This is a genomic window from Nonomuraea insulae (assembly GCF_042656245.1).
This window is the reverse complement of record NZ_JBHSPA010000045.1, coordinates 216,703-237,586: the sequence shown is the minus strand read 5'-3', so window position 1 is coordinate 237,586 and position 20,884 is coordinate 216,703. Positions and strand designations below refer to the sequence as shown.

The window sequence follows — 20,884 nt, the reverse complement described above, 5'->3', positions numbered from 1 at the left end:
GATTCCTACCCGGCCGCCAGTTCCTCCAGCCGGTACGGCAGATACGCCGAATCGTCCACCAGCGCGGAGGCCCCCCGCCACCACCCGAACCACTCCCCGCTGCGCCACATCCAGTCCACCCGCTCGATGGCCGCCACCACGTCGCCGACCGTCTCCCACCGCTCGCCGAGCTGCTCACGGGAGACACCGTGACGCATCGCCCACGCCCGCAGGATGCCGGCGGCGTCGGAGGGCACCTCGCGGGCATAGGGGTCGGGGTCCTCCCCCGGCAGCGGGTGCGGCCCGAGCCCGGCCGCCACTCCCCAGCTCCACTGCGCCTCGGCGGGCCGCGCGTAACGCAGGGACTGGAAGTCGAGGTTGGAGCCGAGGTCCTCGTCGGCCCGCCGGGTGACGACCGCGTCGAGCCGCCCTCCCGCGTCGAAGTGCACGACCAGCCGCTGCCCCGGCTTGACACCGGACGGCAGGTCGAAGCGGTCCTCGGCCTGCCAGGAGTTGAGGTCGACCTGCGCGACGGAGGCGCCCCAGAGCTGGTCGGCGGCGTCGTCGGAGATCCAGGCCGCCAGCATCTCCAGTGCGGTCAGGTCGGTCCACGGCTCGATCGCGACGGCCGTGCGCACCACCTCGTCGGGCGGTGGCAACTTGCCGCCCCTGGACCTGGCCCACCACTCCACGCCCAGCTCTCTGGTGCCGACCAGGAGCGCGGCGATGGCGGCCAGCTCGGCGGAGCGCCTGGTGAGCTGCGCGCCGAGGGCCAGCTCCAGCATGCGCTCGGTGCGCTCGTCGCCCAGCACCGGCCGCACGTCGCCGACCAGCGTCTCAGCCGTCGGGCGCTCTTCGCCGAGCAGGTTGCGTACGACTCGCCTGGCCTCGGTCCGTGCGTCTTCAGCGTGTGCCTGCCGCATACCGCCACGCTACGCCGGGAGATCCTTTTCCGCGAGAGTCCAGGACGTGACCAACCTCAGGCGCGGCGGCGCGATCCCCGCCCCAGCAGCCAGCCCACCGTGACTCCGGTGAGCGCGATCCCCGCTCCCATGCCGAACGCCGCCAGCATCACCCATGGGCGTGTCTCGGTGTGCGGCCTGGACGGGCGCTCGTACACGCCGGCGGGAGCCGCCTCGGCGGAGACGGCGGGTTCGGGCTCGGGCTCGGGCGCCCGCAGATGTTCTTCGACGGCGGAGAAGAACTCCCCCGCCGTGCGCTTGGCCGCCGACCCCAGCATCCGCTGGCCGACCCCGCCGATCATCCCCCCGATCACGGCCTCCGCGTCGTACTCCACGCGGGTGCCGCCGTCGATCTCGCTGAGCCGTACGAGCACGGTGGCGTCCACGGTCCCCGGCGCGCCCTGCCCCCGCGCCCTGATCGTGAAGCTCTCCGGCGCCAGCGGCTCGGCCAGCGCCACCTCCCCCTGGTAGACGCCCTTGATGGAGGCCACTCCCGCGTTGACCGTCATCCGGTAGGTGTCCGGCGCGGTCTCCTCCAGCCGCTCGCACCCCGGGATGGTGCGCACCAGCACCGCCGGGTCCTGGAGCGCCGCCCACACCCGGTCCCTGTCCACGCCGATCACCGCGCTGCCCGCCAGTTTCATGCCGCCACTCTAAGCAGCCGGGACCCCACCTGCCAGAGCGAAATCACCCCTGTGGCGTACGGGACCATCAGCCCGGCGGATGACGCGCCGACCGGCCCCCGCACGGCACTCTCGAAGCTCAGCAAACCAGGACAACGGGGATGTGACCAAGGTCGCACCCCATTGCTCTACAGCTTGTAGTACTACTACGAGTAGATGTACTACGGCGTGTAGAGCTCACGGGAGTCGGCGGGGAGAATGGACGCACTAGACCTGGCGCGGTGGCAGTTCGGGGTGACCACCGTGTACCACTTTCTGTTCGTGCCCTTGACCATCGGTCTCGGGATCTTCGTGGCGGGCCTCCAGACGGCCTGGCACCGCACGGGCAAGGAGCAGTACCTGAAGCTCACGAAGTTCTTCGGGAAGCTGTTCCTGATCAACTTCGCCATGGGCGTGGTCACCGGCATCGTGCAGGAGTTCCAGTTCGGGATGAACTGGAGCGAGTACTCCGTCTTCGTCGGTGACGTCTTCGGGGCGCCGCTGGCCATGGAGGCGCTGCTGGCCTTCTTCATGGAGTCCACGTTCCTGGGCCTGTGGATCTTCGGCTGGGACCGGCTGCCGAAGAAGGTGCACCTGGCGTGCATCTGGGCCGCGGCCATCGGATCCAATCTGTCGGCCTATTTCATCCTGGCGGCCAACGCCTGGATGAAGCACCCGGTCGGGTACGAGGTCGTGGACGGCAAGGCCAGGATGACCGACCTGTGGGCGGTGCTGACCAACTCCACGGCGGTGGCCCAGGTCCCGCACGTGATCGGGGCGGCGTTCATCGTGGCGGGCGGCTTCGTGCTGGCGGTGAGCGGCTTCTGGCTGCTGAAGACGCGTGCGGGCATGTGGCGGAGCGCCGCCCGCGCGGCGCTGGTGATGACGGCCATCGCGGGGGCGGTCGTCGCGGGCACCGGCGACACCTCCGCCAGACTGCTGTTCGAGCAGCAGCCCATGAAGCTGGCCTCCGCCGAGGGCCTGGAGCGCGACACGGCCGGCGCCCCGTTCAGCGTCGCGCCGGGCATCGAGATCCCGAACGTGCTCAGCTTCCTGGCCACCCACGACCCCGGCGCCACCGTCCAGGGCACCGAGGACCTGCAACGCCGCTTCGAGCAGCAGTTCGGCCCCGGCGACTACCGCCCGGACCAGACGATCGTCTTCTGGTCGTTCCGGGTGATGATCGTCTTCGGCATGGCCACGGTGGGCCTGTCGGTGCTGGGCCTCTGGCTGACCCGCCGCAGGCGGCCTTTCCCCGCCTGGTTCTCGCGGGCGCTGCTGCTCGCGCTGCCGCTGCCGCTGATCGCGATCATCTCCGGCTGGCTGCTCAGCGAGATCGGCCGCCAGCCGTGGACGGTCGCGGGCGAACTCCTCACGGCCTCCAGCGTGTCGCCGGGCGTGACCCTGGCCGAGGTGGCCACCTCACTGACGATCTTCACCCTCCTGTACGGCGTGCTGGCCGTCGCCGAGACCGTGCTGCTGACCAGGCACGTCCGCAAGGGCGTCGAGGAACAGGCCCCGGCCACGGAGTCCGAGCGGCTCGAACCGTCCCTGATGTACTGAGGAGCAGACCATGATCGAATTGTGGTTCGCCATCATCGCCTTCCTCTGGACCGGCTACTTCGTCCTGGAGGGCTTCGACTTCGGCGTCGGCATGCTGACGCCGCTGGTGAGCAGGAACGCCGCCGAGCAGCGCGCCGGCCTGGAGACCATCGGCCCGGTGTGGGACGGCAACGAGGTGTGGCTGATCACCGCGGTCGGGGCCATGTTCGCCGCGTTCCCTGCCTGGTACGCGGGCGTGTTCAGCGCGTTCTACCTGCCCGTGACGCTCATCCTGGCGGGCCTGATCGTGCGCGGCGTGGGACTGGAGTGGCGGGGCAAGGTGGCCAACCCGTTCTGGTGCGATCTGGGCATCGTGACGGGCAGCGCGCTCCCGGCGTTCCTCTGGGGGGCCGTCTTCACCGACCTCCTGTACGACAGCGCGCCCGCGGCCCTGCTCGGCGGCGCGTTCTCCCTGGCGCTCTGCGCCCTGCACGGCGCGGTCTTCCTGGCGCTGAAGACCACCGGCCCGCTACGCCGCCGCGCCCGCACCATCGCCCTGGCGGCCGGCGCGGTGACCATCCCGATCGCCGTCCTCGCCCTCTCGGCCCTGGGCACGGCCCCCGCCCTGGCGGCCATGGCCGCGCTCGCCGCCGCCACGGCGCTGATCTGGCGCCGCAGGGAGGGCTGGGCCTTCACCGCCACGGCCGGCGCCATCGTCCTGACCACCCTGGCCCTGTTCATGGAGCTGCGCCTGCGGCCCCTGCCCGGTCTCACCCTGGCGGAGGCGGCCTCGGGGTCGTACACGCTGACCATGCTGAGCTGGATCGGCCTGATCACGCTCCCGTTCGTCCTGGTCTACCAGGGCTGGACGTACTGGGTGTTCAGGAAGCGCGTTCAGGTCGCGGGGGCGCCGCCGAGGTAGAGGCGGCCCAGGCGGGGGTCGGCGGCCAGGGCGCGGGCGGGGCCGGAGATGTGCACGCGGCCGAGGTCCAGGACGCAGCCGAGGTCAGCCATCTCCAGGGCCCTGCGCGCGTTCTGCTCCACCAGCAGCACCGCGACCCCCGTCCTGCGCATGAGGTCGATCTGGTCGAAGACCACCTGCGTGTTGCGGGGGTCGAGACCCATCGAGGGCTCGTCGAGCAGCACCACGGACGGCTCCAGCATGAGGGCCCGCGCGAACTCGACCTGCTTCTGCTGCCCGCCCGACAGCAGCCCCGCCAGGCTCCCCCACCGCTCGCGCACGACGGGGAACAACTCCTTGACCACCTCGATCCGCGCGTTCAGCCGAGCCTGGTCTCGGACGGTGAACCCGCCGAGCCGGACGTTCTCCGCCACCGTCATCTCGCGGAAGACGCTGTGCCCCTGCAGCACGTGGGCCAGGCCCAGGCCGAGCAGGCGCTGCGGAGACAGGCCCGTCACTTCGCGGCCGGCCAGCAGCACCCGGCCGGACCTGGGCGCGAGCAGGCCGCTGGCGACCCTGAGCGCGGTGGACTTGCCGGCGCCGTTCGGGCCGACCAGGCAGACGACCTCGCCGGCGCGGACGGTGACGGACAGGCCGCGCAGCACGGGCGCCGCCCTGCCGTACCCGGCGACGAGGTCTTCCAGGGAAAGGACGAGCTCAGACACCGAGATACGCCTCCAGCACCCGCGGGTCCTCCCGCACCAGCGACGGCGGGCCCTCGGCGATCGGCGCGCCGCGGTCGAAGACGATCACGTGGTCGCACATGCCCATCACCATGTCCATGTTGTGCTCGACGACGAGAAAGGTGCGGCCCTCGGCGTTGAGCTCGCGTACGAGGGTCACGATCGCGTCGATCAGCGCCGGGTTGACCCCGCCGGCCGGCTCGTCCAGCAGCACCAGGTCCGGCTCGGCCATGAGCACGGCGGCCAGTTCGAGGAGCTTGCGCTGGCCGTAGGACAGGTCGCGGGCCTCGGCCTCCTCCAGATGCTCGATGCCCATGCGGCGCAGCCAGCGGCGGGCCCGCTCGACCTCGCCCGCGTCGCGCAGCCCGGCCAGCAGCTCGCGCAGCCGGGTACGCCGGACCGCGACCAGCATGTTCTCCAGCACGCTCAGGCGCGGGAAGACCCGGCAGAGCTGGAAGGTACGGCCCAGCCCTGCATGCGCGATCCGGTGCGGCGAATGCCGGGTGATCTCGCGGTCGCGGTAGAGCACCCGGCCGGAGTCCGGTCTGATCAGCCCGGTGACGAGGTTGAAGAAGGTGGTCTTGCCCGAGCCGTTCGGCCCGATCAGGCCGTTGATCGCCCCGTCGCGCAGCTCGACGGTGACGTCGTCGACGGCCAGCACGCCGCCGAACGACTTGGTCAGCCCCTCCGTGCGCAACGAGCTCATCGGGCCACTCCCTGGAGTCTTTGACCGGCGCTCTCGTCCGGGATCGAGGGGCCCGTCCGTTTCCTGGTGAGACGGGCGAGGATGCCGTCCGGCATGAACAACACGACCAGCACGAGCACCAGGCCCGTCGCGGTCAGGTGGATCTGCGTCTCGCCGAGGGCGATGAGGAAGTACTCCCCCGCCGGGGCCACGATGAGCGCGCCGAGCAGCGGCCCGTACAGGTGCCTGACGCCGCCGAGCAGGCTCATGAGCACCATGTACGAACTGATCAGGATCGAGAAGACGAAGATCGGGTCGAGGCTGCCGAACCAGAGCGCGTAGAGCCCGCCGGCCAGCGCCACGAACAGGGCGGACAGGGCGAAGGCCGCCACCTTGTACGCCCCCGTGGGCACGCCCAGCGACTCCGCCTTGTCCTCATCCTCCCTGATCGCCCGAAGGCCCGCGCCGAAGCGGGAGCGGGAGACGTACCACCAGGCCAGCAGCGCGATCGCGAGCAGCGCCAGGAACAGGTAGAAGAACACCATGTGCGTCTGGCCCCGGTGCAGATCGGGGAAGGGCGTGGGCACCTGCAGGCCGGTGGAGCCGCCGGTCAGGGAGCGCCAGCCCTGGACGACGAGGTTCATCATGGACACGAGCGCGATGGAGACGATCACGAAGGAGGCGCCGCGCACCCGTACCGCGGCGATGCCGACGCCGATGGCGAACACCGTGACGAGCAGCGCCGAGAGCAGCAGCGCCACGACCCAGGGGACGCCCAGGCGCACGACGAGCAGCCCGGTGCCGTACGCGCCGAGGCCGAAGAACGCCGAGTGGCCGAGGGAGACGTAGCCGGTGAAACCGCCCAGGAGGTTCCAGGAGGTGGACATGGCGGCGTACATGACGGTCAGCGCGCCCGCGTACACCAGGTAGTAGTTGGGCACCAGCCACGGATAGGCGATCGCGAGCGCGGCGACCAGCAGCGGGAGTCCTCTAGAAGCGATGCGCAAGGCGGCCTCCGAAGATCCCCTGGGGACGCACGAGCAGGGCCAGGAAGAGGAAGACGTAGAACATCATGGTGGCCCAGGTGGCGTCCACGGTCACCAGCACGAGGCCCTCGACCACGCCGAGCAGGACGGCCGCCAGCGCCGCGCCCACCACGCTGCCCAGCCCGCCGACCACGATGATCGCCATGAGCTTGCCGATCCACACCCAGTGGGAGGCGGGGAAGAACGGCGTGATCAGCGCCAGCACCGTGCCGCCCACGGCGGCGGTGGCCAGGCCCACGCCGAAGCCGTACCCGGCCACGCGCTCGGTCTGGACGCCGACCAGCCTGGCGGCCTCGCGATGCTGGATCGTGGCCCGCAGCGCCTGCCCGAACTTGCTCCTGACCAGCACCGCGAACAACACGGCGAGGGTGAGCGCGGCCACGCAGAAGGCGATGATCTTGTCGTAGGGAAGGTGCACGCCGGCGATGGTCAGCGACCTGGTGGCGTACTCCATGCTGATCGACTTGTAGGAGCCGGTGTAGAACGTCCCGAGCAGTCCCTCGATGGTCAGCGCGATCCCGAACGTCAGCAACACCGACATCATCGCCAGGTTCTCCGGCGCGAGCCGGGCGACCAGCAGCCGCTGCACCGCCACGCCCAGCACGAAGAACAGCGGCACGGTGATCGGCAGCGCCAGGAACGGGTCCACGCCGAGCGCGGTGTGCACGGTGTAGGTCAGGTACGCGGCCAGGAACAGGAACGCCGGGTGCGCCACCATGACCACCCGCATCACACCGAAGTACAGCGACAGGCCCGAGGCCAGCAGCGCGTAGAGCCCGCCGGTCAGCACGCCCAGGGCCAGCCCCTGCAGGAGCAGGCTCACCATGGTTTCTTCGGGTAGACGATGCCGGCCGTCTTCGCCTGCTCGGGGAGGACGATCTCGATCTTGCCGTTGACGTACTGCTGGATCATGTGCGCCTGCTCGGGGCGTCCCTTCTCGTCGAACGACAACGGTCCCACGATCGTGTCGAACGTGCCCTGCCTGATGTGCTCGGTCAGCCTGTCCTGGCACTCCTTGGCGGGGTCCACGCATTTGACGGCGTTCACGGCGGTCTCGACGATCTGGCCGACCGTGTAGCCGTTCGCCGCGTCCTCGTTGGCCTCGCTGCCGAACATCTCCTTGTAGCGCTTGACCATCTCCTGGTTGCCGGTGAACGTGGCGGTCTCCGACCAGCCGACCGGCGAGACGATGTGCTCGGCCGCCCCCTTCACCGCGGCGGGGAACTCCGCCAGCGTCGGCCCGGTCGAGAACGCCGCCAGCTTCGGCTGCACCTTCAGCTCCTGCAGCGCCCGCACCAGGCCGACCGAGTCCTCGAACTGGGTGCCGCCCACGACCAGATCCGGCTTCGCGGCGGCGATCTTGGCGGCGATCGGGGAGAAGTCGGTGGTCTCCGGCGGGTACACCTCGTCCACGACCGTCTTGATCCCGGCCGCGGCCAGTTTGTCGCGCAGCCCGTACGCGGTGCCCTGGGCGAACGGGTCGTCCAGGCTCGCGTACGCCGCCGTCTTCGGCCGCTGGTCGGCCGGCAGCTTCGTGAGGTAGTCGGCCAGGTAGTTGTAGTGGTCGTCGGCGATCGCCGGGGCCGCGTAGAACAGCCGCTTGAAGCCCTGCTCGAAGACCTCCGCGGCGGCCCCCGCGGGCTCGACGAACACCATGTCGTACGACTCCGCGACCTTCGCCGCCGGGATCACCAGGCGCGAGGAGAACGGCCCGAAGACCAGGTTGACCTTGTCCTGCGTGATGAGGGACTCGTAGTCGGAGCTGACCCGGTTGGGGTCGGAGGCGTCGTCACGGAAGATCAGCTCGACCTTCCTGCCGAGCAGGCCGCCCTTGGCGTTCACCCGGTCCGCCCAGACCCGGTAGCCCTCCTGGATGCCCTTGCCCGGCTCGGAGAAGTCGCCGGTGAGCGGGAGCGAGATGCCGATCTTCACCGGCCCCTGCTGCTGCCCCGGCGCCTGGGACGCGCCGGGTTCGTCGGTCTTCGCGCACGCGGTCAGCCCTAATGCGCAGATGGAGATGATCGTCAGACCCTTGCTAACTCTTGCCATCGAGGAGACCCCCGTCAGAAGAGGCGAGCGAAAGCGCTTTCGTAAGCGCTTTCGGTTACGATTACACGGGATTCAGCCCCGGACAAGGGGGTGCGCACGCATGACGGAGCGACCTTCCCCGCCTTCTCCACCCCGCCTGGTCGACGTGGCCAAGGCCGCCGGCGTGTCGCTGGCGACGGCCTCGCGGTCCATGACCGGCAGCGCGGGGGTCAGCGCCGAGGTCGCGGCGCACGTGCAGGCGATCGCGTCCCAGGTGGGCTACGTGCCCAACAGCCACGCCCGGGCGCTGGCCGGCGGGCAGGCGTCCATGGTCGGGCTGATCGTGCACGACGTGGGCGACCCCTATTTCGGCGAGATCGCCCGTGGCGTGCTGCGTGAGACCGAGAGCCGCGGCTACCTGGCGCTGATCAGCCAGACCTCACGTGACCCGCGCGCCGAGCTGGCCAGGATCCGGGCGTTGCGCGCCCACCGGGTGACCTCGATCGTGCTGGCGGGCTCCGGTTACGTCGAGGCGCGCACCGAGACCGAGATCGCGGCCGAACTACGCTCGTTCACCGCCATGGGCGGGCGGGTCGCGGTGATCGGCCGCCACCACCTGCCGGTGGACGCGGTCCTGCCCGACAACGCCGCCGGCGGCGTCACGCTCATGCGCCACCTGCTCGACCTGGGCCACCGCCGCCTGGGCGTGGTCGGCGGCCCGGCCAACCTGACCACGGTGGAGGACCGGCTGGCGGGGCTGCGGCAGGCGTACGGGGCCGCCGGGCTCGACTGGCCCTCGGTCCCCGTGGAGCACGGGGACTTCACCCGGGAGGGCGGGGCGGCGGCGACGGCCCGGCTGATGGCGGCGCACCCGGAGCTGACCGCGGTGGTCGCCCTGAACGACCCCATGGCGGTGGGCGCTCTGTCCTGGCTGCTCAACCATGGGCGGCGGGTGCCTGAGGAGATCTCGGTGGCCGGGTTCGACGACGTGCCGGTGGCCCAGGATGTCTACCCGGCGCTCACCACGGTCCGGCTGCCGATGGTCGGCATGGGCAGACAGGCCCTGGAACTGGTGCTCAAACCACCGGCCGCGCGTCCCCGCCGCCACCGCACCCGTCACGAACTGATCGTCCGCGCCTCCACGGCCCCACCGGCCTAACCGACGACCTGCATCTTCTTCGTCCGGTGGTCGGTGAGGTGGAGGTCGCCGCCGAGCCGCTCCTTGAGCAGGTCGAGCACCTTCCTGCTGGACAGGACGGTCCACAGGTTGCCGACCAGGTGCGGGTTGTACTCGGGCGCGGCGTCCATCCAGGCGTCCTTGCCGGCCTGGTTCTTGAACGTCGTGACGAAGAACTCGCCGTCCGGGGTCTTGCAGTACGCCGTACGAAGCTCGTCGGCGTTGACCTGAATGCGTGGCTTGCACCCCACCTTGGCGGAGAGCTGCTCGACGGTGAGGATGGGGGCGGTGGCGGGCTGCGCCTTGCCTGCTGCGGCGTACTCGCTCCAGCCAGCGCTTGAAGAGCAGCCGGCGACCAGCCCGGCCAGCAGCGCGAGAGCGGCCAGACGTGGAAATGTCGTCATGTGCGGAGGTACGCAGCCCCACGGGTCCGGGTTCAGCTAGCCGGCAGAAGGGGTCTGGGACATCCGGTGGTCGGTCAGGTGCAGATCCCCGTTGAGCGGCCCCTTCAGCGCTTCGAGCACCTTGAGCGGCCCCAGCACGGTCCACTGACGACCCACCAGGTGCGGGTTGTACTCGGGCGCCCGATCCATCCACTCGTCCTTGAGCTTCTCGTTCTTGAACGTGTTGACGAAGAACTCGCCCTCCTGCGTCTTGCAGTACGCCGTGCGTATCTCATCGGCGTCGACCTGCAACTTGGGTTTGCACCCCACCTTGGCGGAGAGCTGCTCGACGGTGAGGATGGGGGCGGTGGCGGGCTGTGCCTTGCCTGCTGCGGCGTACTCGCTCCAGCCGCCGCTTGAAGAGCAGCCGGCGACCAGCCCGGCCATCAGCACGAAAGCGGCAAGACGTGGAAATGTCGTCATGTGCGTGGGTACGCAGGCCCGCCGCGCCCGGTTCACCGCAGGACGACGCAGCCTTTCGCCCGGAGCCGGGCCAGCACGTCCGGCTCACCGTCCAGCTTGTTCCACCGCAGGTCGAGCTTGTCCAGGTCGGGCAGGCGCTCCGGCAGCTCGCGCAGGCGGTTGTTACGCAGGTCCAGGTGCCGCAGCCCGGCGGGCAACCTCTCGGGGAGTGAGCGCAGCCGGTTGTCACGCAGGTCGAGATGGCGCAGCCCGGCGGGCAACGTCTCCGGCAGCGAGCGCAGCCGGTTGCCCTGGAGGTGCAGCTCGCGCAGCCGCGACAGGCCGCCGACGCTCTCGGGCAGCTCCTCCAGCCGGTTGTTGTAGAGCCGCAGCTCCACCAGCGAGGCCATGGACCCGATCGTGGCGGGCAGGCGGGCGATGCGGTTGTCGGTCAGGTTGAGGTAGGCCAGCCGGTCCAGCCGCCCGATCGAGCCGGGCACCTCGGTGAACAGGTTGTCGCTGAGGTACAGGTAGTCGGTCAGGGGCAGGTCGCCCAGCTCGGGCGGGATCTCGGTGAACCGGTTGTGGGCCAGGTCGAGCATGCGCAGCCGGGTCAGCCCGCCGATGGCGGCGGGGATCTCGGTGAGGGCGTTCTGGGCGAGGTTGAGCGATTCGAGCCCGGTCAGCTTCCACAACGAGGAGGGCACCTCGGTGAGCCCGTTCGCGCCGGCCGCCAGGTGCCGGAGCGTGGCCGGCAGGCGGCCGGGGAGGGCCCCGACGCGGTTGCCGTACAGGTAGAGCGTCTCCAGGTGCGGCGGGCAGCCGGGGAAGGACGTCAGCTCGTTGCCGTCCAGGTGCAGGACGCGGAGGGCGGCGAGCCCGGACAGGTCGGGCAGCTCGCGCAGGCCGTTGCCGTCGAGCCGCAGCTCCTCCAGTGAGGCGAGCCCGGCCACCCACGCGGGCACCTCGGCGATCTCGTTCCACGCCAGGTCGATCGTCCGGACGTCGCCGGGGACGGCGGGAAAGGCGGTCAAGCCGGAGTCGGGCGCACGCATGGCGCCGATCATCTCATCCCGGTCAGAGTGAGTGGGCGGCGCGCAGGTCGAACAGCTCGGACGGGGAGATGGGCATGCGGTCGATCTCGATGCCCTCCGCGTCCTCGATGGCCGAGGCGATGACGGCGGAGACCGGGATCACCCCGGCTTCACCCGCCCCCTTGACGCCGAGGGGGTTGAGCGGCGAGGGCGTCTCCAGGTGGCCGGTCTCGATGTGCGGGATCTCGGTGGCGTACGGCATGAGGAAGTCCATGAAGGAGGCGTTCACGAGCTGCCCGTCCTGGTCGTACACCATCCGCTCGTACAGGGCGCCGCCGATCCCCTGGGCCACCCCGCCGTGGATCTGCCCCTCCACGATCATGGGGTTGATCAGCCGCCCGCAGTCGTGCACGACCGCGTACCGGACGACCTTGATCTCGGCGGTGTCCGGATCGGTCTCGACGATCGCCGCGTGCATCCCGGCCGCGAACGTGGACCTGATCGGCGAGTAGTAGTCGCGCCCCTCCAGACCCGGCTCCTCGCCCTCGGCGATCGGCGGCCGGTCCGGGGAGGTGGTCGCGGAGAACTGGGTGGCCTTGGCGGTCTCCTCGTCGAAGGCGTAGCGCAGCGGGTTGGCCAGCACCGCCACCGTGGACAGCGGGATGGAGGCGGACGGCGTCCCGGCCACGTGCACGATGCCTTCGGCGATGTCCAGGTCCGCCGGGTTCGCCTCCAGCGCGTCGGCGGCGATGCGCAGCGCCTTCTCGCGTACTTTCCTGCAGGCCAGGGCGATGGCGTTGCCGCTGACGACGGCCGCCCTGGAGGCGAAGGTGCCGACCGCGTACCCGAACCTGCGGGTGTCGCCGGTGACCACGCTGACGCGCTCGATCGGCACGCCCAGCTCGGAGGCGGCGATCTGGGCGAAGACCGTCTCGTGGCCCTGCCCCTGCGAGGTGAGCCCGGTGGAGACGTGAACCCGGCCGTCGGAGGTGATCTGCACGTGCCCGCCCTCGTACGGCCCCACCCCGGTCCCCTCGACGTAACAGCCGATGCCGAGGCCACGGCCTGGGCGCCGCTCGAAGGAGTCCCAGCCGATGAGCTCCTTGATCATGCGGAGCATCTCCGGGTAGTTCCCGCTGTCGTAGATCAACGGCCGCCCGTCCTGGAACGTCATCCCCTGGTCGTAGGGAAACTCCTCGGGCCGGATGAAGTTGGCCTCCCGCACCTCGGTGCGGTCCTTGCCCAGGTATCGGGCGATCTTGTCCATCGTGCGTTCCATGCAGAAGACGCCCTGCGGCCGCCCGGCCCCGCGATAGGGGGTGACCTGCACGGTGTTGGTGTAGACGGCGGTGAACTCCACCCGGTAGGCGCCCGGCTTGTACGGCCCCAGCAACTGTGTGGACGTCACGATCGGCACGATGATCCCGTAAGGCGTGTAGGCCCCGTGATCATGCAGGATCGTCACGTCCAGCCCCAGCACGCGCCCGTCGTCGTCGAACCCCACCCGCACGAACTGCACCTGCCCCCGCTCGTGCGCAGAGGAGATGAAGTGCTCGCGGCGGTCCTCGGCCCACTTGATCTCGCGCCCGAGCGTCATGGCCGCCCACGGCACCAGCACCTCCTCCGGCCACGGGTGCACGATCTTCACCCCGAAGCCGCCGCCCACGTCGGGCGCGATCACCTCGACGTGCGGCAGCGGCAGCCCGAGCGCGGCGGCCACGGCCATCCGGACGCTGGTGGAGGTCTGGGTGCTGGAGTAGACGCGCAGGTCGCGGCCGTCCCAGCGGGCGTACACGCCACGGCCCTCCAGCGGCATGCTGGCGCTGCGCTCGATGTCGAGCCGGAAGGCGAGCGTGTGCGGGCAGGTCTCGATGATCTCCCTGGCGCTGCGCCCGTCGTTCGCGGCGACCTCCTGCACGAGGTGGGCCCCGACGTTGCCCGGCACGTCCTCGTGGACGAGCTGGGCCCCCTGGACGGCCTCCTCCAGGCCGACGACCGGCTTGAGCGGCTCGTAGTCGACCTCGATGAGCCCGCAGGCGTCCTCGGCGGCGTATCGGTCGGCGGCCACGACCATGATCACCGGCTCGCCGACGTGCCTGACGACGTCCCTGGCCAGCGGGTACGCGGTGCGCCCGTGGGTGAGCGCGGGGTGCGGGATCAGCAGCGGCAGCGCCCGGCCGACCCGCTCGGGCAGATCCTCCCAGGTGTAGATCGCGACGAGCCCCTCCACGTCGAGCGCCGCCGCGACGTCGACGTCCCTGATGCGGGCGTGGGCGTGCGGCGACCGGACGAACGCCGCCGCGAGGGCCTCCCCGCCCAGATCGTCGAGGTAGCGGCCCTGCCCGGTGAGCAGCCTGGGGTCCTCCCTGCGTTGTACGGGCTCCCCGAACAACCTCGTCGTCATGCTTCCTCCGCCAGCAGCTCGGCGGCCCGGTGGACGGCCTTGACGATGTTCTGGTAGCCCGTGCAGCGGCACAGGTTGCCCGAGATGCCCTCTAGCACCTCGTCCTCCGTGGGGGCCGGGTTCTCAAGCAGCAGGGCGGTCACCGTACACAGGAAGCCCGGCGTGCAGAAGCCGCACTGCAGCCCGTGGCACTCGGCGAACGCCCGCTGCACCGGCGACAGCCCGCCGTCGTCGCCGGCCAGCCCCTCCACGGTGGTGATCTCGGCGCCGTCCACGGTCACGGCGAACGTCAGGCACGAGCGCACCGGCCTGCCTGCGAGCAGCACCGTGCAGCAGCCGCAGACGCCGTGCTCGCAGCCCACGTGGGTGCCGGTCAGACCCAGGTCGTGGCGCAGGCAGTCGGACAACAGGCGCCGCGCGGGGACGCTCACGCGCCGGGCGACGCCGTTCACGACGAGGGTGATCTCATACTCCACGGGCCGCCGCCCCTTCCCGCGCCGCGTTGCGCAGCGCCCGCCCGGCCAGCACGCCCACCAGGTGCCGCCGGTAGGCGGCGGAGGCGTGGATGTCGGCCTCCGGCTCCGTCGCCTCCCGTACGGCCCGCGCCGCCGAACCCCAGTCGTCCTCGCCCAGCTCCACCAGCACGGGAACGGGCCCCACTCCGATGCACGCGAGCCTGGCGACCCCGGCGCCGACCACGGCGCACACCCCGGCCAGCGCGTAGTCGCCATGCCGCCGCGCCACTTCCTCGAACGCCACCCCATCACCCGATGACGGGAAAAATGCTGACACGGCCAGCTCGCCCGGTTCGACCGCCGACTCCATCGGCCCGACGAAGAACTCCGAGGCCGGCACGTCACGCACCACCATGCCGCCGCCCCTGTTGTTCCTGCCGCCGTCCCATCGGGCCAGGCGCACGTGCCCGCCCAGCGCGGTCAGCACGGCGGGCAGTTCGGCGGCCGGATCGGCGTGCACGAGGCTGCCCACCACGGTCCCCCGGTTGCGGATCACGGGGTGGGCGACCAGCTTGAGCGCCCGCGTGAGCAGCGGATGGGCCTGCGACCGCTCGGCGTCGGCATGCCGGACCAGCGCGCCGACGCGTACCCCTGCCGCCGTCACCTCGATCCCGTCCAGCGCGGCGACCCGGTTGATGTCCACCAGGTGTTCGGGAGCGGCCAGCCGCATGTTGAGCATGGGGATGAGGCTCTGCCCACCCGCCAGCACCTTCCCGCCACGCACCTCGGCCAGGGTCCGCAGCGCCTCGCCGACGTCGCGGGGAGCGTGGTACTCGAACGGGGGCGGCTTCACCCGGCCCCGCTCCTGACGGAGGGCTCGGGGGCGCGCCCGGCGATGGCGCGCAGCAGGTGGTAACCGCCCAGCACCACGATCGTGCCGAGCGCGATGCCCTCAAGGGTGAAATCGCCGCCGATGACGTGCTTCACAGGTCCGATGGCCAGGATCATGCCCGCCCCGATCGGAACCATGTTCACGGGATCGGCGAAGTTCACCCGGTTCTCGATCCAGATCTTCGCCCCGAGGAGCCCGATCATGCCGTACAGGATCACGGTCACGCCGCCGAGCACGCCGCCCGGCGTGGCCGCGACCAGCGCCCCGAACTTGGGGCAGAGGCCGAACAGGATCGCGATGATCCCGGCGATGTAGTAGGCGGCCGTCGAGTACACCTTGGTGGCGGCCATGACGCCGATGTTCTCGGCGTACGTCGTCGTGGGCGACCCGCCGACCGCGCTGGTGATCACGGTGCCGACGCCGTCGGCGACCACGGCCCGCCCCACGTACGGGTCCACGTCCGTCCCGGTCATCTCCCCCACGGCCTTGACGTGCCCGATGTTCTCCGCGATCAGCGCGATCACCGCGGGCAGCACCAGCAGCACGGCCGAGGTCCTGAAGTCGGGCGCGTGGAAGCTGGGCAGCCCGATCCAGTCGGCCTTCGCCACCGCGTCGAAGCTCACCCGGTCGTGCGGGAAGGCCGTAGCCACGCAGTAGGTGCCCTCGACCGGGCAGGCGGCCCCCGCCGCGTCCCGCAGGTTCGCGCCCGGCAGCACGGACGTGAGCGGCCCCGCCGCCAGGTCCAGCAGCCACGACAACACGAACCCGGCGACGAGCCCGATCAGCACGCCGATCCGCCCGACGAACCCCTTGAACAACACGATCACCAGGAACGTGATCAGCATCGTGACGAGCGCGACCCAGTGGTCCTGCGGCCAGTAGACGTCCGCCACCACGAACGCCAGCCCGAACCCGATCAGCATCACGACCGCGCCGGTGACCACGGGCGGGAAGACGCGGTGGATGATCTCCACGCCGAGGAAGTGGATGGCCAGCCCCGCCAGCGCCAGCACGAACCCGGCGACCAGGATGGCCCCCGTTACGACGGCGTCCGCACCGGCGGTGTCGCCGCCGGCCGCCGCCCTGATGGCGAACACGCCGCCCACGAAGGACGCGCTGGTGCCCAGGTAGCTGGGCACCTTCCCCTTCACGATCAGCAGGAACAGGATCGTCGCGACGCCCGACATCATCACGGCGACGTTCGGGTCCAGCCCCATCACCAGGGGGAAGACGAACGTCGCCCCGAACATCGCGATCACGTGCTGAGCCCCGAACCCGATCATCCGGGGCCAGCTCAGTCTCTCGTCCGGCCTGACCACCTCGCCGGGGGCCAGGTGCTTGCCGTCACCGTGTTTGGTCCATCTCAAAGGCATGAGAGCCCCTCTTGTACTGGGCCGGCGACACGTTCCGTTGCGGGCACATTAGGCCCGCTGGGACGCTCCTACACGGGCATGATCTGCCAAATCTGCCCCGCCGACCAGAGAGAACCTCGCGCACACGAGATCGGCTCCGCTGTGAGGGGCTAACGGCGTACGACGCGCAGCAGGTGGAAGCCGGCCAGCAGCACGATGGTGCCGAGCGCGATGCCGCTGAGCGCGAAGGTGCCGGTGATCGGGAACGCGACGGGCCCGATGGCGCAGATGATCCCGGCCCCGGTCGGTACGAGGTTGCGCGGATCGGACAGATCCACCCGGTTCTCGATCCACATCTTGGCGCCGAGCAGGCCGATCATGCCGTACAGGATGGTCGTCACCCCGCCCAGCACCCCGCCCGGCGTGGCCGCGATGAGCGCCCCGAACTTGGGGCACAGCCCGAACAGGATCGCGATCACCGCCGCGATGTAGTAGGCGGCCGTCGAGTACACCTTGGTGGCCGCCATCACCCCGATGTTCTCCGCGTACGTCGTGGTGGCGGACCCGCCCACGGCCGTGGCCACCACGGTCCCGACCCCGTCGGCCATCACCGCCCGCCCCATGTAGCCGTCGACGTCGGCCCCGGTCATCTCCCCCACGGCCTTGACGTGCCCCACGTTCTCGGCGATCAGCGCGATCACCACCGGCAGCACCAGCACGATGGCCGACACCTCGAACACGGGCCCGTGCAACGACGGCAGCCCCACCCAGTCGGCCTGGGCGACCGCGTCCAGATTCACCCGGAAGTGCTCGGTCACCTTCCCGCTGTCGTCGGGCGCCAGGATCCTGCCTCCGACGAGATCCCACCCCCACGACAGCACGAACCCGAACACGAGCCCGAGCAGCACCCCGATCCTGCCGAGAAACCCCCTGAACACCCCGATGAACACGAACGTCGCCGCCATCGTCAGCAGCGCCACCCACGGGTCCTTCGGCCAGTAGACGTCCGCCGCCACGTACGCCATCCCGAACCCGATCAGCATCACCACCCCGCCGGTGACGATCGGCGGAAAGACCCGGTGGATCACGCCGACCCCGAGCCGATGGATCGCGTACCCGCACACGGCCAGCACGACCCCGACGACCAGCAACGCCCCCGTGACGGTCGCGTCCCCTCCCCCGGCCGCCCTGATCGCCACCACCGCGCCCACGAAGGACGCGCTCGACCCCACGTAACTCGGGATCCTCCCCTTGACGATCAGCAGGAACAGGATCGTCGCCACGCCGGACATCATCACGGCCAGGTTGGCGTCCAACCCCATGACCAGCGGGAACACGAACGTCGCGCCGAACATCGCGATGACGTGCTGCGCCCCGATCCCCACCATCCTGGGCCAGCTCAGCCGCTCGTCCGGCTTGACCACCTCACCCGGCGTCAGGCGCTTCCCATCGCCGTGCACCTTCCACCCGAACGCCACGCCCGCTCCCCGATCCCCCGCCTGAACAGCGGGTATGTCACCTGCTCCGATGTCGGAGAGCACAATAGAGGGTGGGGATCAGTTCCAGTACGGCGGGCGGCGGTAAACGGCCCCGTCAGGCGTCTGGATGACAGCGGGCAGCTGAGACTGGCGGATCACGGCGTCGCCCAGCGGGAACCACGCGTCGCTGACCAGCCGCAGGCTCTCGGAGCGGCGACGCGGCGGGAACGCGGTGATCACCCGCGTCTTCGTCTCCCGCTCCAGATCGATCCGCCTGATGGCGTGCACCGCCGCGCACAGATCGGAGTCGCCCGACACGAGCATGACCGCATCCACCTTGCCGATCGCCACATCCGTCGCCATGGCCACGCCGAGCGCCACGTCGGACTGCTTCTCCGCATACGTCCGCCGGATGTGACCGCACGCGCGGCACCGCACCTGTTGTTCCTGGTATCTGCCCAGAATGACCTGTACACCGACGCTCGCCAACGCCGCCAGGTATTCCTCCTGCCGCTCGATGGCCGGCGGGTCATTGCGAATGGTGGCGGTGAAGTAGCTCAGGCTCTCCAGCCGTTGGTGCGACCGCAGAACACGCATGGCCATCGCTCGGAGATCAAGCCACAGGAAGCGCCGTCTGCCCAGCTCTCGCAGTCCGTAGTACAAATTGAACCCGTCGACGTAGACGCCCACTCGTTCGATCTCGGGATTCGACTTGTCGCGCACCGCCACCACGTCCTAACATGAAGTTACCCGCCCGGGGGCTCCGTTCCCGGGTACTACGGCCCCCGTCAGGGGGCCGTTTCTTTTGTCGGCGCGCCCGATGCTAGTAAACAATGCGTAATGTCGTGGTGACTTTTCGTAGATGTCCCGAGGTCACTCCACGCGGATCGAGAACCCGTCCCCGCTGACCACCTGCCCCGCCCGGATCTTGGCCCGCTTCCGCAGCTCGACCTCCCCGTCCACCATGACCATCCCCTCGGCGACGAGGTGCTTGGCCATCCCCCCTGTCTCGGTGATCCCGCAGTACTTCAGCAGGTCGCACAGCGGTATGTACTCGGAGCGCAGTTCGAATTCCACAACCCAGCAGCCTAGATGCCCCGCATCCGCAACACGTGCAGCGCCAGGGTCAGGTTGAGCCGCAGGTGCGGGTCGTCGGTGAAGTTGCCGAGCAGCCGCTCCAGCTTCCCGATCCGGTAGCGCAGCGTGTTGTAGTGGAAGTGCAGCCGCCGCGCCGTCTCCGCCACGTTCAGGTTGGTCTCCAGGAGCACGTGCAGGGTCCGCCGCAGGTCGGCGTTCTCGGCGTCGTCGTCGGAGGCCAGCGGCCCGAGCGTCTCGCGGACGAAGGAGTGCAGTTCGTCGGTGTCGTTCACCAGCGACAGCAGCCGGTACACCCCGAGCTGGTCGAAATGGGCCACCGCTCCGGGCCCGTGCAGCTGGCGCCCCACCCTGGCCGCCTTGAGCGCCTGCGAGTACGCCTCGGGCAACGTCTCCGCCCCGGGGCTGGGCCGCGAGGTGCCGGTGGAGAACGTGGCGGGCGGCACGTCGGCGAAGGCCGAGGCGGCGTCCTTGGCCACGCGCGCGGCGTCGAGGGCGGCGTCCACCACGGCCACCACCTCGTGCGAGAACCCCGCCACGGCCCCGCGCGGGTCGTGCCGTCTGATGGCGGCGGTCCAGCAGGCCACCAGCCGGTCCTGAGCGCTGCGCTCGTCCCCGTCGGGGTCGAGCTCGGCCACCAGCACGGTCACGGGCCGCGCCAGGTCCCACCCGAACGCCCTGGCCCGCGTCGTGACCCGTTCCGCCGTGCCGGCCCGGCCGGTGAGGACGTCGCGCAGGAAGTCGGCCCGGTACTTGCTCTCGACGGCGTTGACCGCCTCCTGCCGGGTGACGACGAGCGCGGCGACGGTGGCGGCACGTTCCAGGATGCCGACGTCGCTGTCCCTGATCGTCCCCGACGGGCTGTAGGCCACGATCCTGCCGTGGTGGTGCCCGCCGGCCAGCACGGGCACCGAGGCGAACGAGCGTGCCCGGCCGGCGCGCGTGCTGGGCGGGCCCTCGCGGGAGATCGACTCGCGCAGGACCGTCACCTGGTCGGCGGGACCGGCGGTGGCCAGGACGCGGCCCGAGCCGTCCACGGCCGCCACCGACACGTCGAGCAGCTGCGCCACCTCGGCGGCGACCTCGTTCAGCCCGCCTCCGGCCAGCACCACCTGCACCAGCGCACGGTGGGCCTCCTCGGCGCGGGCGAGCACGGCGGCCTGGCGGTTGAGTATGTCGGTCAGCACCTGGTTGAGGATGTCGTCGAAGCCGACGTCGTTCGGCAGCAGGATGAGGGGGAAGCCGAGCCGGTCCGCCTGCTCGACCATCTCGTCGGGCAGTTCGTCCAGGTACCGGCCGAGCTTGATCGCCAGTGCGGCCAGACCGCGTTCGTCCAGGTCGGCGACCAGCCGGTCGAGCGACTGCGGCGTGTTGCGCAGCGGGTAGCCGGTGGTGAGCAGCAGCTCGTGCGGCTTGACCCAGGCCAGGATGTCGGGCACTTCCATGACGTTGAGCCGCTGCACGATGCGGCTCAGCCCGCTCTCGCCCGCGATCAGCCTGGCATCGGCAAGGGTGGACACGCCGAGCACCTCTCCCACGGACACGCCGTGGATGATCGTGCCGGTGCTGGCGAGACGGACGGGGGGCTCCATGGGGAGATTGTG

21 protein-coding genes are annotated in these 20,884 nt (G+C 70.5%); 3 read left to right on the top strand and 18 right to left on the bottom strand.

What is annotated here, in order from left to right; translation table 11 throughout:
* Window positions 1-5: 5 nt before the first annotated feature.
* Window positions 6-902: a hypothetical protein gene (locus ACFPZ3_RS35490; protein WP_379518687.1), complete on the bottom strand. Its 897-nt coding sequence runs from the start codon at window positions 900-902 to the stop codon at window positions 6-8.
* A gap of 56 nt (window positions 903-958) precedes the next feature.
* Window positions 959-1,585: an SRPBCC family protein gene (locus tag ACFPZ3_RS35485; protein WP_379518686.1), complete on the bottom strand. Its 627-nt coding sequence runs from the start codon at window positions 1,583-1,585 to the stop codon at window positions 959-961.
* A 237-nt stretch (window positions 1,586-1,822) separates the two neighbouring features.
* Here ACFPZ3_RS35485 and ACFPZ3_RS35480 point away from each other — a divergent pair, with 237 nt between their 5' ends.
* Window positions 1,823-3,166 carry a cytochrome ubiquinol oxidase subunit I gene (locus ACFPZ3_RS35480; RefSeq protein ID WP_379518685.1) on the top strand — a complete coding sequence of 448 codons (1,344 nt, stop codon included), beginning with the start codon at window positions 1,823-1,825 and terminating at the stop codon, window positions 3,164-3,166.
* A 10-nt stretch (window positions 3,167-3,176) separates the two neighbouring features.
* Window positions 3,177-4,067 (top strand): cytochrome d ubiquinol oxidase subunit II, encoded by an 891-nt coding sequence (gene cydB, locus ACFPZ3_RS35475; RefSeq protein WP_379518684.1) that lies wholly within the window; start codon window positions 3,177-3,179, stop codon window positions 4,065-4,067.
* Here cydB and ACFPZ3_RS35470 read toward each other — a convergent pair.
* From ACFPZ3_RS35470 to ACFPZ3_RS35450, 5 genes are read right to left on the bottom strand one after another with little or no spacing between them, the layout of a single operon-like run.
* Window positions 4,040-4,771, bottom strand: coding sequence for an ABC transporter ATP-binding protein (locus tag ACFPZ3_RS35470; protein WP_379518683.1), 732 nt, complete (start codon window positions 4,769-4,771; stop codon window positions 4,040-4,042). The two genes, cydB and ACFPZ3_RS35470, sit on opposite strands and share 28 nt — an antisense overlap.
* A complete protein-coding gene (locus tag ACFPZ3_RS35465) occupies window positions 4,764-5,495 on the bottom strand; it encodes an ABC transporter ATP-binding protein (protein ID WP_379518682.1) in 732 nt (243 codons plus the stop codon). Before ACFPZ3_RS35465 ends, ACFPZ3_RS35470 begins: the two co-directional genes overlap by 8 nt.
* A complete protein-coding gene (locus ACFPZ3_RS35460; protein ID WP_379518681.1) occupies window positions 5,492-6,481 on the bottom strand; it encodes a branched-chain amino acid ABC transporter permease in 990 nt (329 codons plus the stop codon). The genes ACFPZ3_RS35465 and ACFPZ3_RS35460 overlap by 4 nt, the downstream gene beginning before the upstream one ends.
* A complete protein-coding gene (locus ACFPZ3_RS35455) occupies window positions 6,465-7,346 on the bottom strand; it encodes a branched-chain amino acid ABC transporter permease (RefSeq protein WP_379518680.1) in 882 nt (293 codons plus the stop codon). Before ACFPZ3_RS35455 ends, ACFPZ3_RS35460 begins: the two co-directional genes overlap by 17 nt.
* The gene (locus ACFPZ3_RS35450; protein WP_379518679.1) at window positions 7,340-8,569 is read right to left on the bottom strand and encodes an amino acid ABC transporter substrate-binding protein; all 1,230 of its coding nucleotides are present in this window, start codon (window positions 8,567-8,569) and stop codon (window positions 7,340-7,342) included. Before ACFPZ3_RS35450 ends, ACFPZ3_RS35455 begins: the two co-directional genes overlap by 7 nt.
* Before the next feature lie 100 nt (window positions 8,570-8,669).
* Here ACFPZ3_RS35450 and ACFPZ3_RS35445 point away from each other — a divergent pair, with 100 nt between their 5' ends.
* Entirely contained in the window at window positions 8,670-9,707 is a 1,038-nt protein-coding gene (locus ACFPZ3_RS35445) for a LacI family DNA-binding transcriptional regulator (protein ID WP_379518678.1), read from the top strand.
* Here ACFPZ3_RS35445 and ACFPZ3_RS35440 read toward each other — a convergent pair.
* The 11 genes from ACFPZ3_RS35440 to ACFPZ3_RS35390 form a co-directional block, all read right to left on the bottom strand.
* Entirely contained in the window at window positions 9,704-10,129 is a 426-nt protein-coding gene (locus ACFPZ3_RS35440) for a hypothetical protein (RefSeq protein ID WP_379518677.1), read from the bottom strand. The genes ACFPZ3_RS35445 and ACFPZ3_RS35440 overlap by 4 nt on opposite strands.
* Before the next feature lie 36 nt (window positions 10,130-10,165).
* Window positions 10,166-10,591, bottom strand: a complete 426-nt coding sequence (locus ACFPZ3_RS35435; protein WP_379518676.1) for a hypothetical protein — start codon at window positions 10,589-10,591, stop codon at window positions 10,166-10,168.
* 32 nt (window positions 10,592-10,623) lie between these two features.
* Window positions 10,624-11,625: a leucine-rich repeat domain-containing protein gene (locus ACFPZ3_RS35430; RefSeq protein ID WP_379518675.1), complete on the bottom strand. Its 1,002-nt coding sequence runs from the start codon at window positions 11,623-11,625 to the stop codon at window positions 10,624-10,626.
* Window positions 11,626-11,647: 22 nt separating this feature from the next.
* Window positions 11,648-14,008, bottom strand: coding sequence for an aerobic carbon-monoxide dehydrogenase large subunit (gene cutA / locus ACFPZ3_RS35425; protein ID WP_379518674.1), 2,361 nt, complete (start codon window positions 14,006-14,008; stop codon window positions 11,648-11,650).
* On the bottom strand, window positions 14,005-14,484 hold the full coding sequence (locus ACFPZ3_RS35420; RefSeq protein WP_379518673.1) for a (2Fe-2S)-binding protein: 480 nt from the start codon (window positions 14,482-14,484) through the stop codon (window positions 14,005-14,007). Before ACFPZ3_RS35420 ends, cutA begins: the two co-directional genes overlap by 4 nt.
* The gene (locus tag ACFPZ3_RS35415) at window positions 14,474-15,316 is read right to left on the bottom strand and encodes an FAD binding domain-containing protein (protein WP_379518672.1); all 843 of its coding nucleotides are present in this window, start codon (window positions 15,314-15,316) and stop codon (window positions 14,474-14,476) included. Before ACFPZ3_RS35415 ends, ACFPZ3_RS35420 begins: the two co-directional genes overlap by 11 nt.
* A complete protein-coding gene (locus tag ACFPZ3_RS35410) occupies window positions 15,313-16,728 on the bottom strand; it encodes a uracil-xanthine permease family protein (RefSeq protein WP_379518671.1) in 1,416 nt (471 codons plus the stop codon). Before ACFPZ3_RS35410 ends, ACFPZ3_RS35415 begins: the two co-directional genes overlap by 4 nt.
* Window positions 16,729-16,877: 149 nt before the next feature.
* Window positions 16,878-18,185 (bottom strand): uracil-xanthine permease family protein, encoded by a 1,308-nt coding sequence (locus tag ACFPZ3_RS35405; protein WP_379518670.1) that lies wholly within the window; start codon window positions 18,183-18,185, stop codon window positions 16,878-16,880.
* A gap of 78 nt (window positions 18,186-18,263) precedes the next feature.
* On the bottom strand, window positions 18,264-18,908 hold the full coding sequence (locus ACFPZ3_RS35400; RefSeq protein WP_379518669.1) for an NYN domain-containing protein: 645 nt from the start codon (window positions 18,906-18,908) through the stop codon (window positions 18,264-18,266).
* Between the two features lie 150 nt (window positions 18,909-19,058).
* Window positions 19,059-19,262 (bottom strand): RNA-binding S4 domain-containing protein, encoded by a 204-nt coding sequence (locus tag ACFPZ3_RS35395; protein ID WP_379518668.1) that lies wholly within the window; start codon window positions 19,260-19,262, stop codon window positions 19,059-19,061.
* Between the two features lie 11 nt (window positions 19,263-19,273).
* On the bottom strand, window positions 19,274-20,872 hold the full coding sequence (locus tag ACFPZ3_RS35390; RefSeq protein WP_379518667.1) for a PucR family transcriptional regulator ligand-binding domain-containing protein: 1,599 nt from the start codon (window positions 20,870-20,872) through the stop codon (window positions 19,274-19,276).
* Window positions 20,873-20,884 lie beyond the last annotated feature (12 nt).

Bases quoted from the DNA above. Each gene is read 5' to 3' on its own strand.
- ACFPZ3_RS35490 (WP_379518687.1), bottom strand. From the start codon at position 902: ATGCGGCAGGCACACGCTGAAGACGCACGGACCGAGGCCAGGCGAGTC.
- ACFPZ3_RS35485 (WP_379518686.1), bottom strand. From the start codon at position 1,585: ATGAAACTGGCGGGCAGCGCGGTGATCGGCGTGGACAGGGACCGGGTG.
- ACFPZ3_RS35480 (WP_379518685.1), top strand. From the start codon at position 1,823: ATGGACGCACTAGACCTGGCGCGGTGGCAGTTCGGGGTGACCACCGTG.
- cydB (WP_379518684.1), top strand. From the start codon at position 3,177: ATGATCGAATTGTGGTTCGCCATCATCGCCTTCCTCTGGACCGGCTAC.
- ACFPZ3_RS35465 (WP_379518682.1), bottom strand. From the start codon at position 5,495: ATGAGCTCGTTGCGCACGGAGGGGCTGACCAAGTCGTTCGGCGGCGTG.
- ACFPZ3_RS35455 (WP_379518680.1), bottom strand. From the start codon at position 7,346: ATGGTGAGCCTGCTCCTGCAGGGGCTGGCCCTGGGCGTGCTGACCGGC.
- ACFPZ3_RS35450 (WP_379518679.1), bottom strand. From the start codon at position 8,569: ATGGCAAGAGTTAGCAAGGGTCTGACGATCATCTCCATCTGCGCATTA.
- ACFPZ3_RS35445 (WP_379518678.1), top strand. From the start codon at position 8,670: ATGACGGAGCGACCTTCCCCGCCTTCTCCACCCCGCCTGGTCGACGTG.
- ACFPZ3_RS35440 (WP_379518677.1), bottom strand. From the start codon at position 10,129: ATGACGACATTTCCACGTCTGGCCGCTCTCGCGCTGCTGGCCGGGCTG.
- ACFPZ3_RS35435 (WP_379518676.1), bottom strand. From the start codon at position 10,591: ATGACGACATTTCCACGTCTTGCCGCTTTCGTGCTGATGGCCGGGCTG.
- ACFPZ3_RS35430 (WP_379518675.1), bottom strand. From the start codon at position 11,625: ATGCGTGCGCCCGACTCCGGCTTGACCGCCTTTCCCGCCGTCCCCGGC.
- cutA (WP_379518674.1), bottom strand. From the start codon at position 14,008: ATGACGACGAGGTTGTTCGGGGAGCCCGTACAACGCAGGGAGGACCCC.
- ACFPZ3_RS35410 (WP_379518671.1), bottom strand. From the start codon at position 16,728: ATGCCTTTGAGATGGACCAAACACGGTGACGGCAAGCACCTGGCCCCC.
- ACFPZ3_RS35390 (WP_379518667.1), bottom strand. From the start codon at position 20,872: ATGGAGCCCCCCGTCCGTCTCGCCAGCACCGGCACGATCATCCACGGC.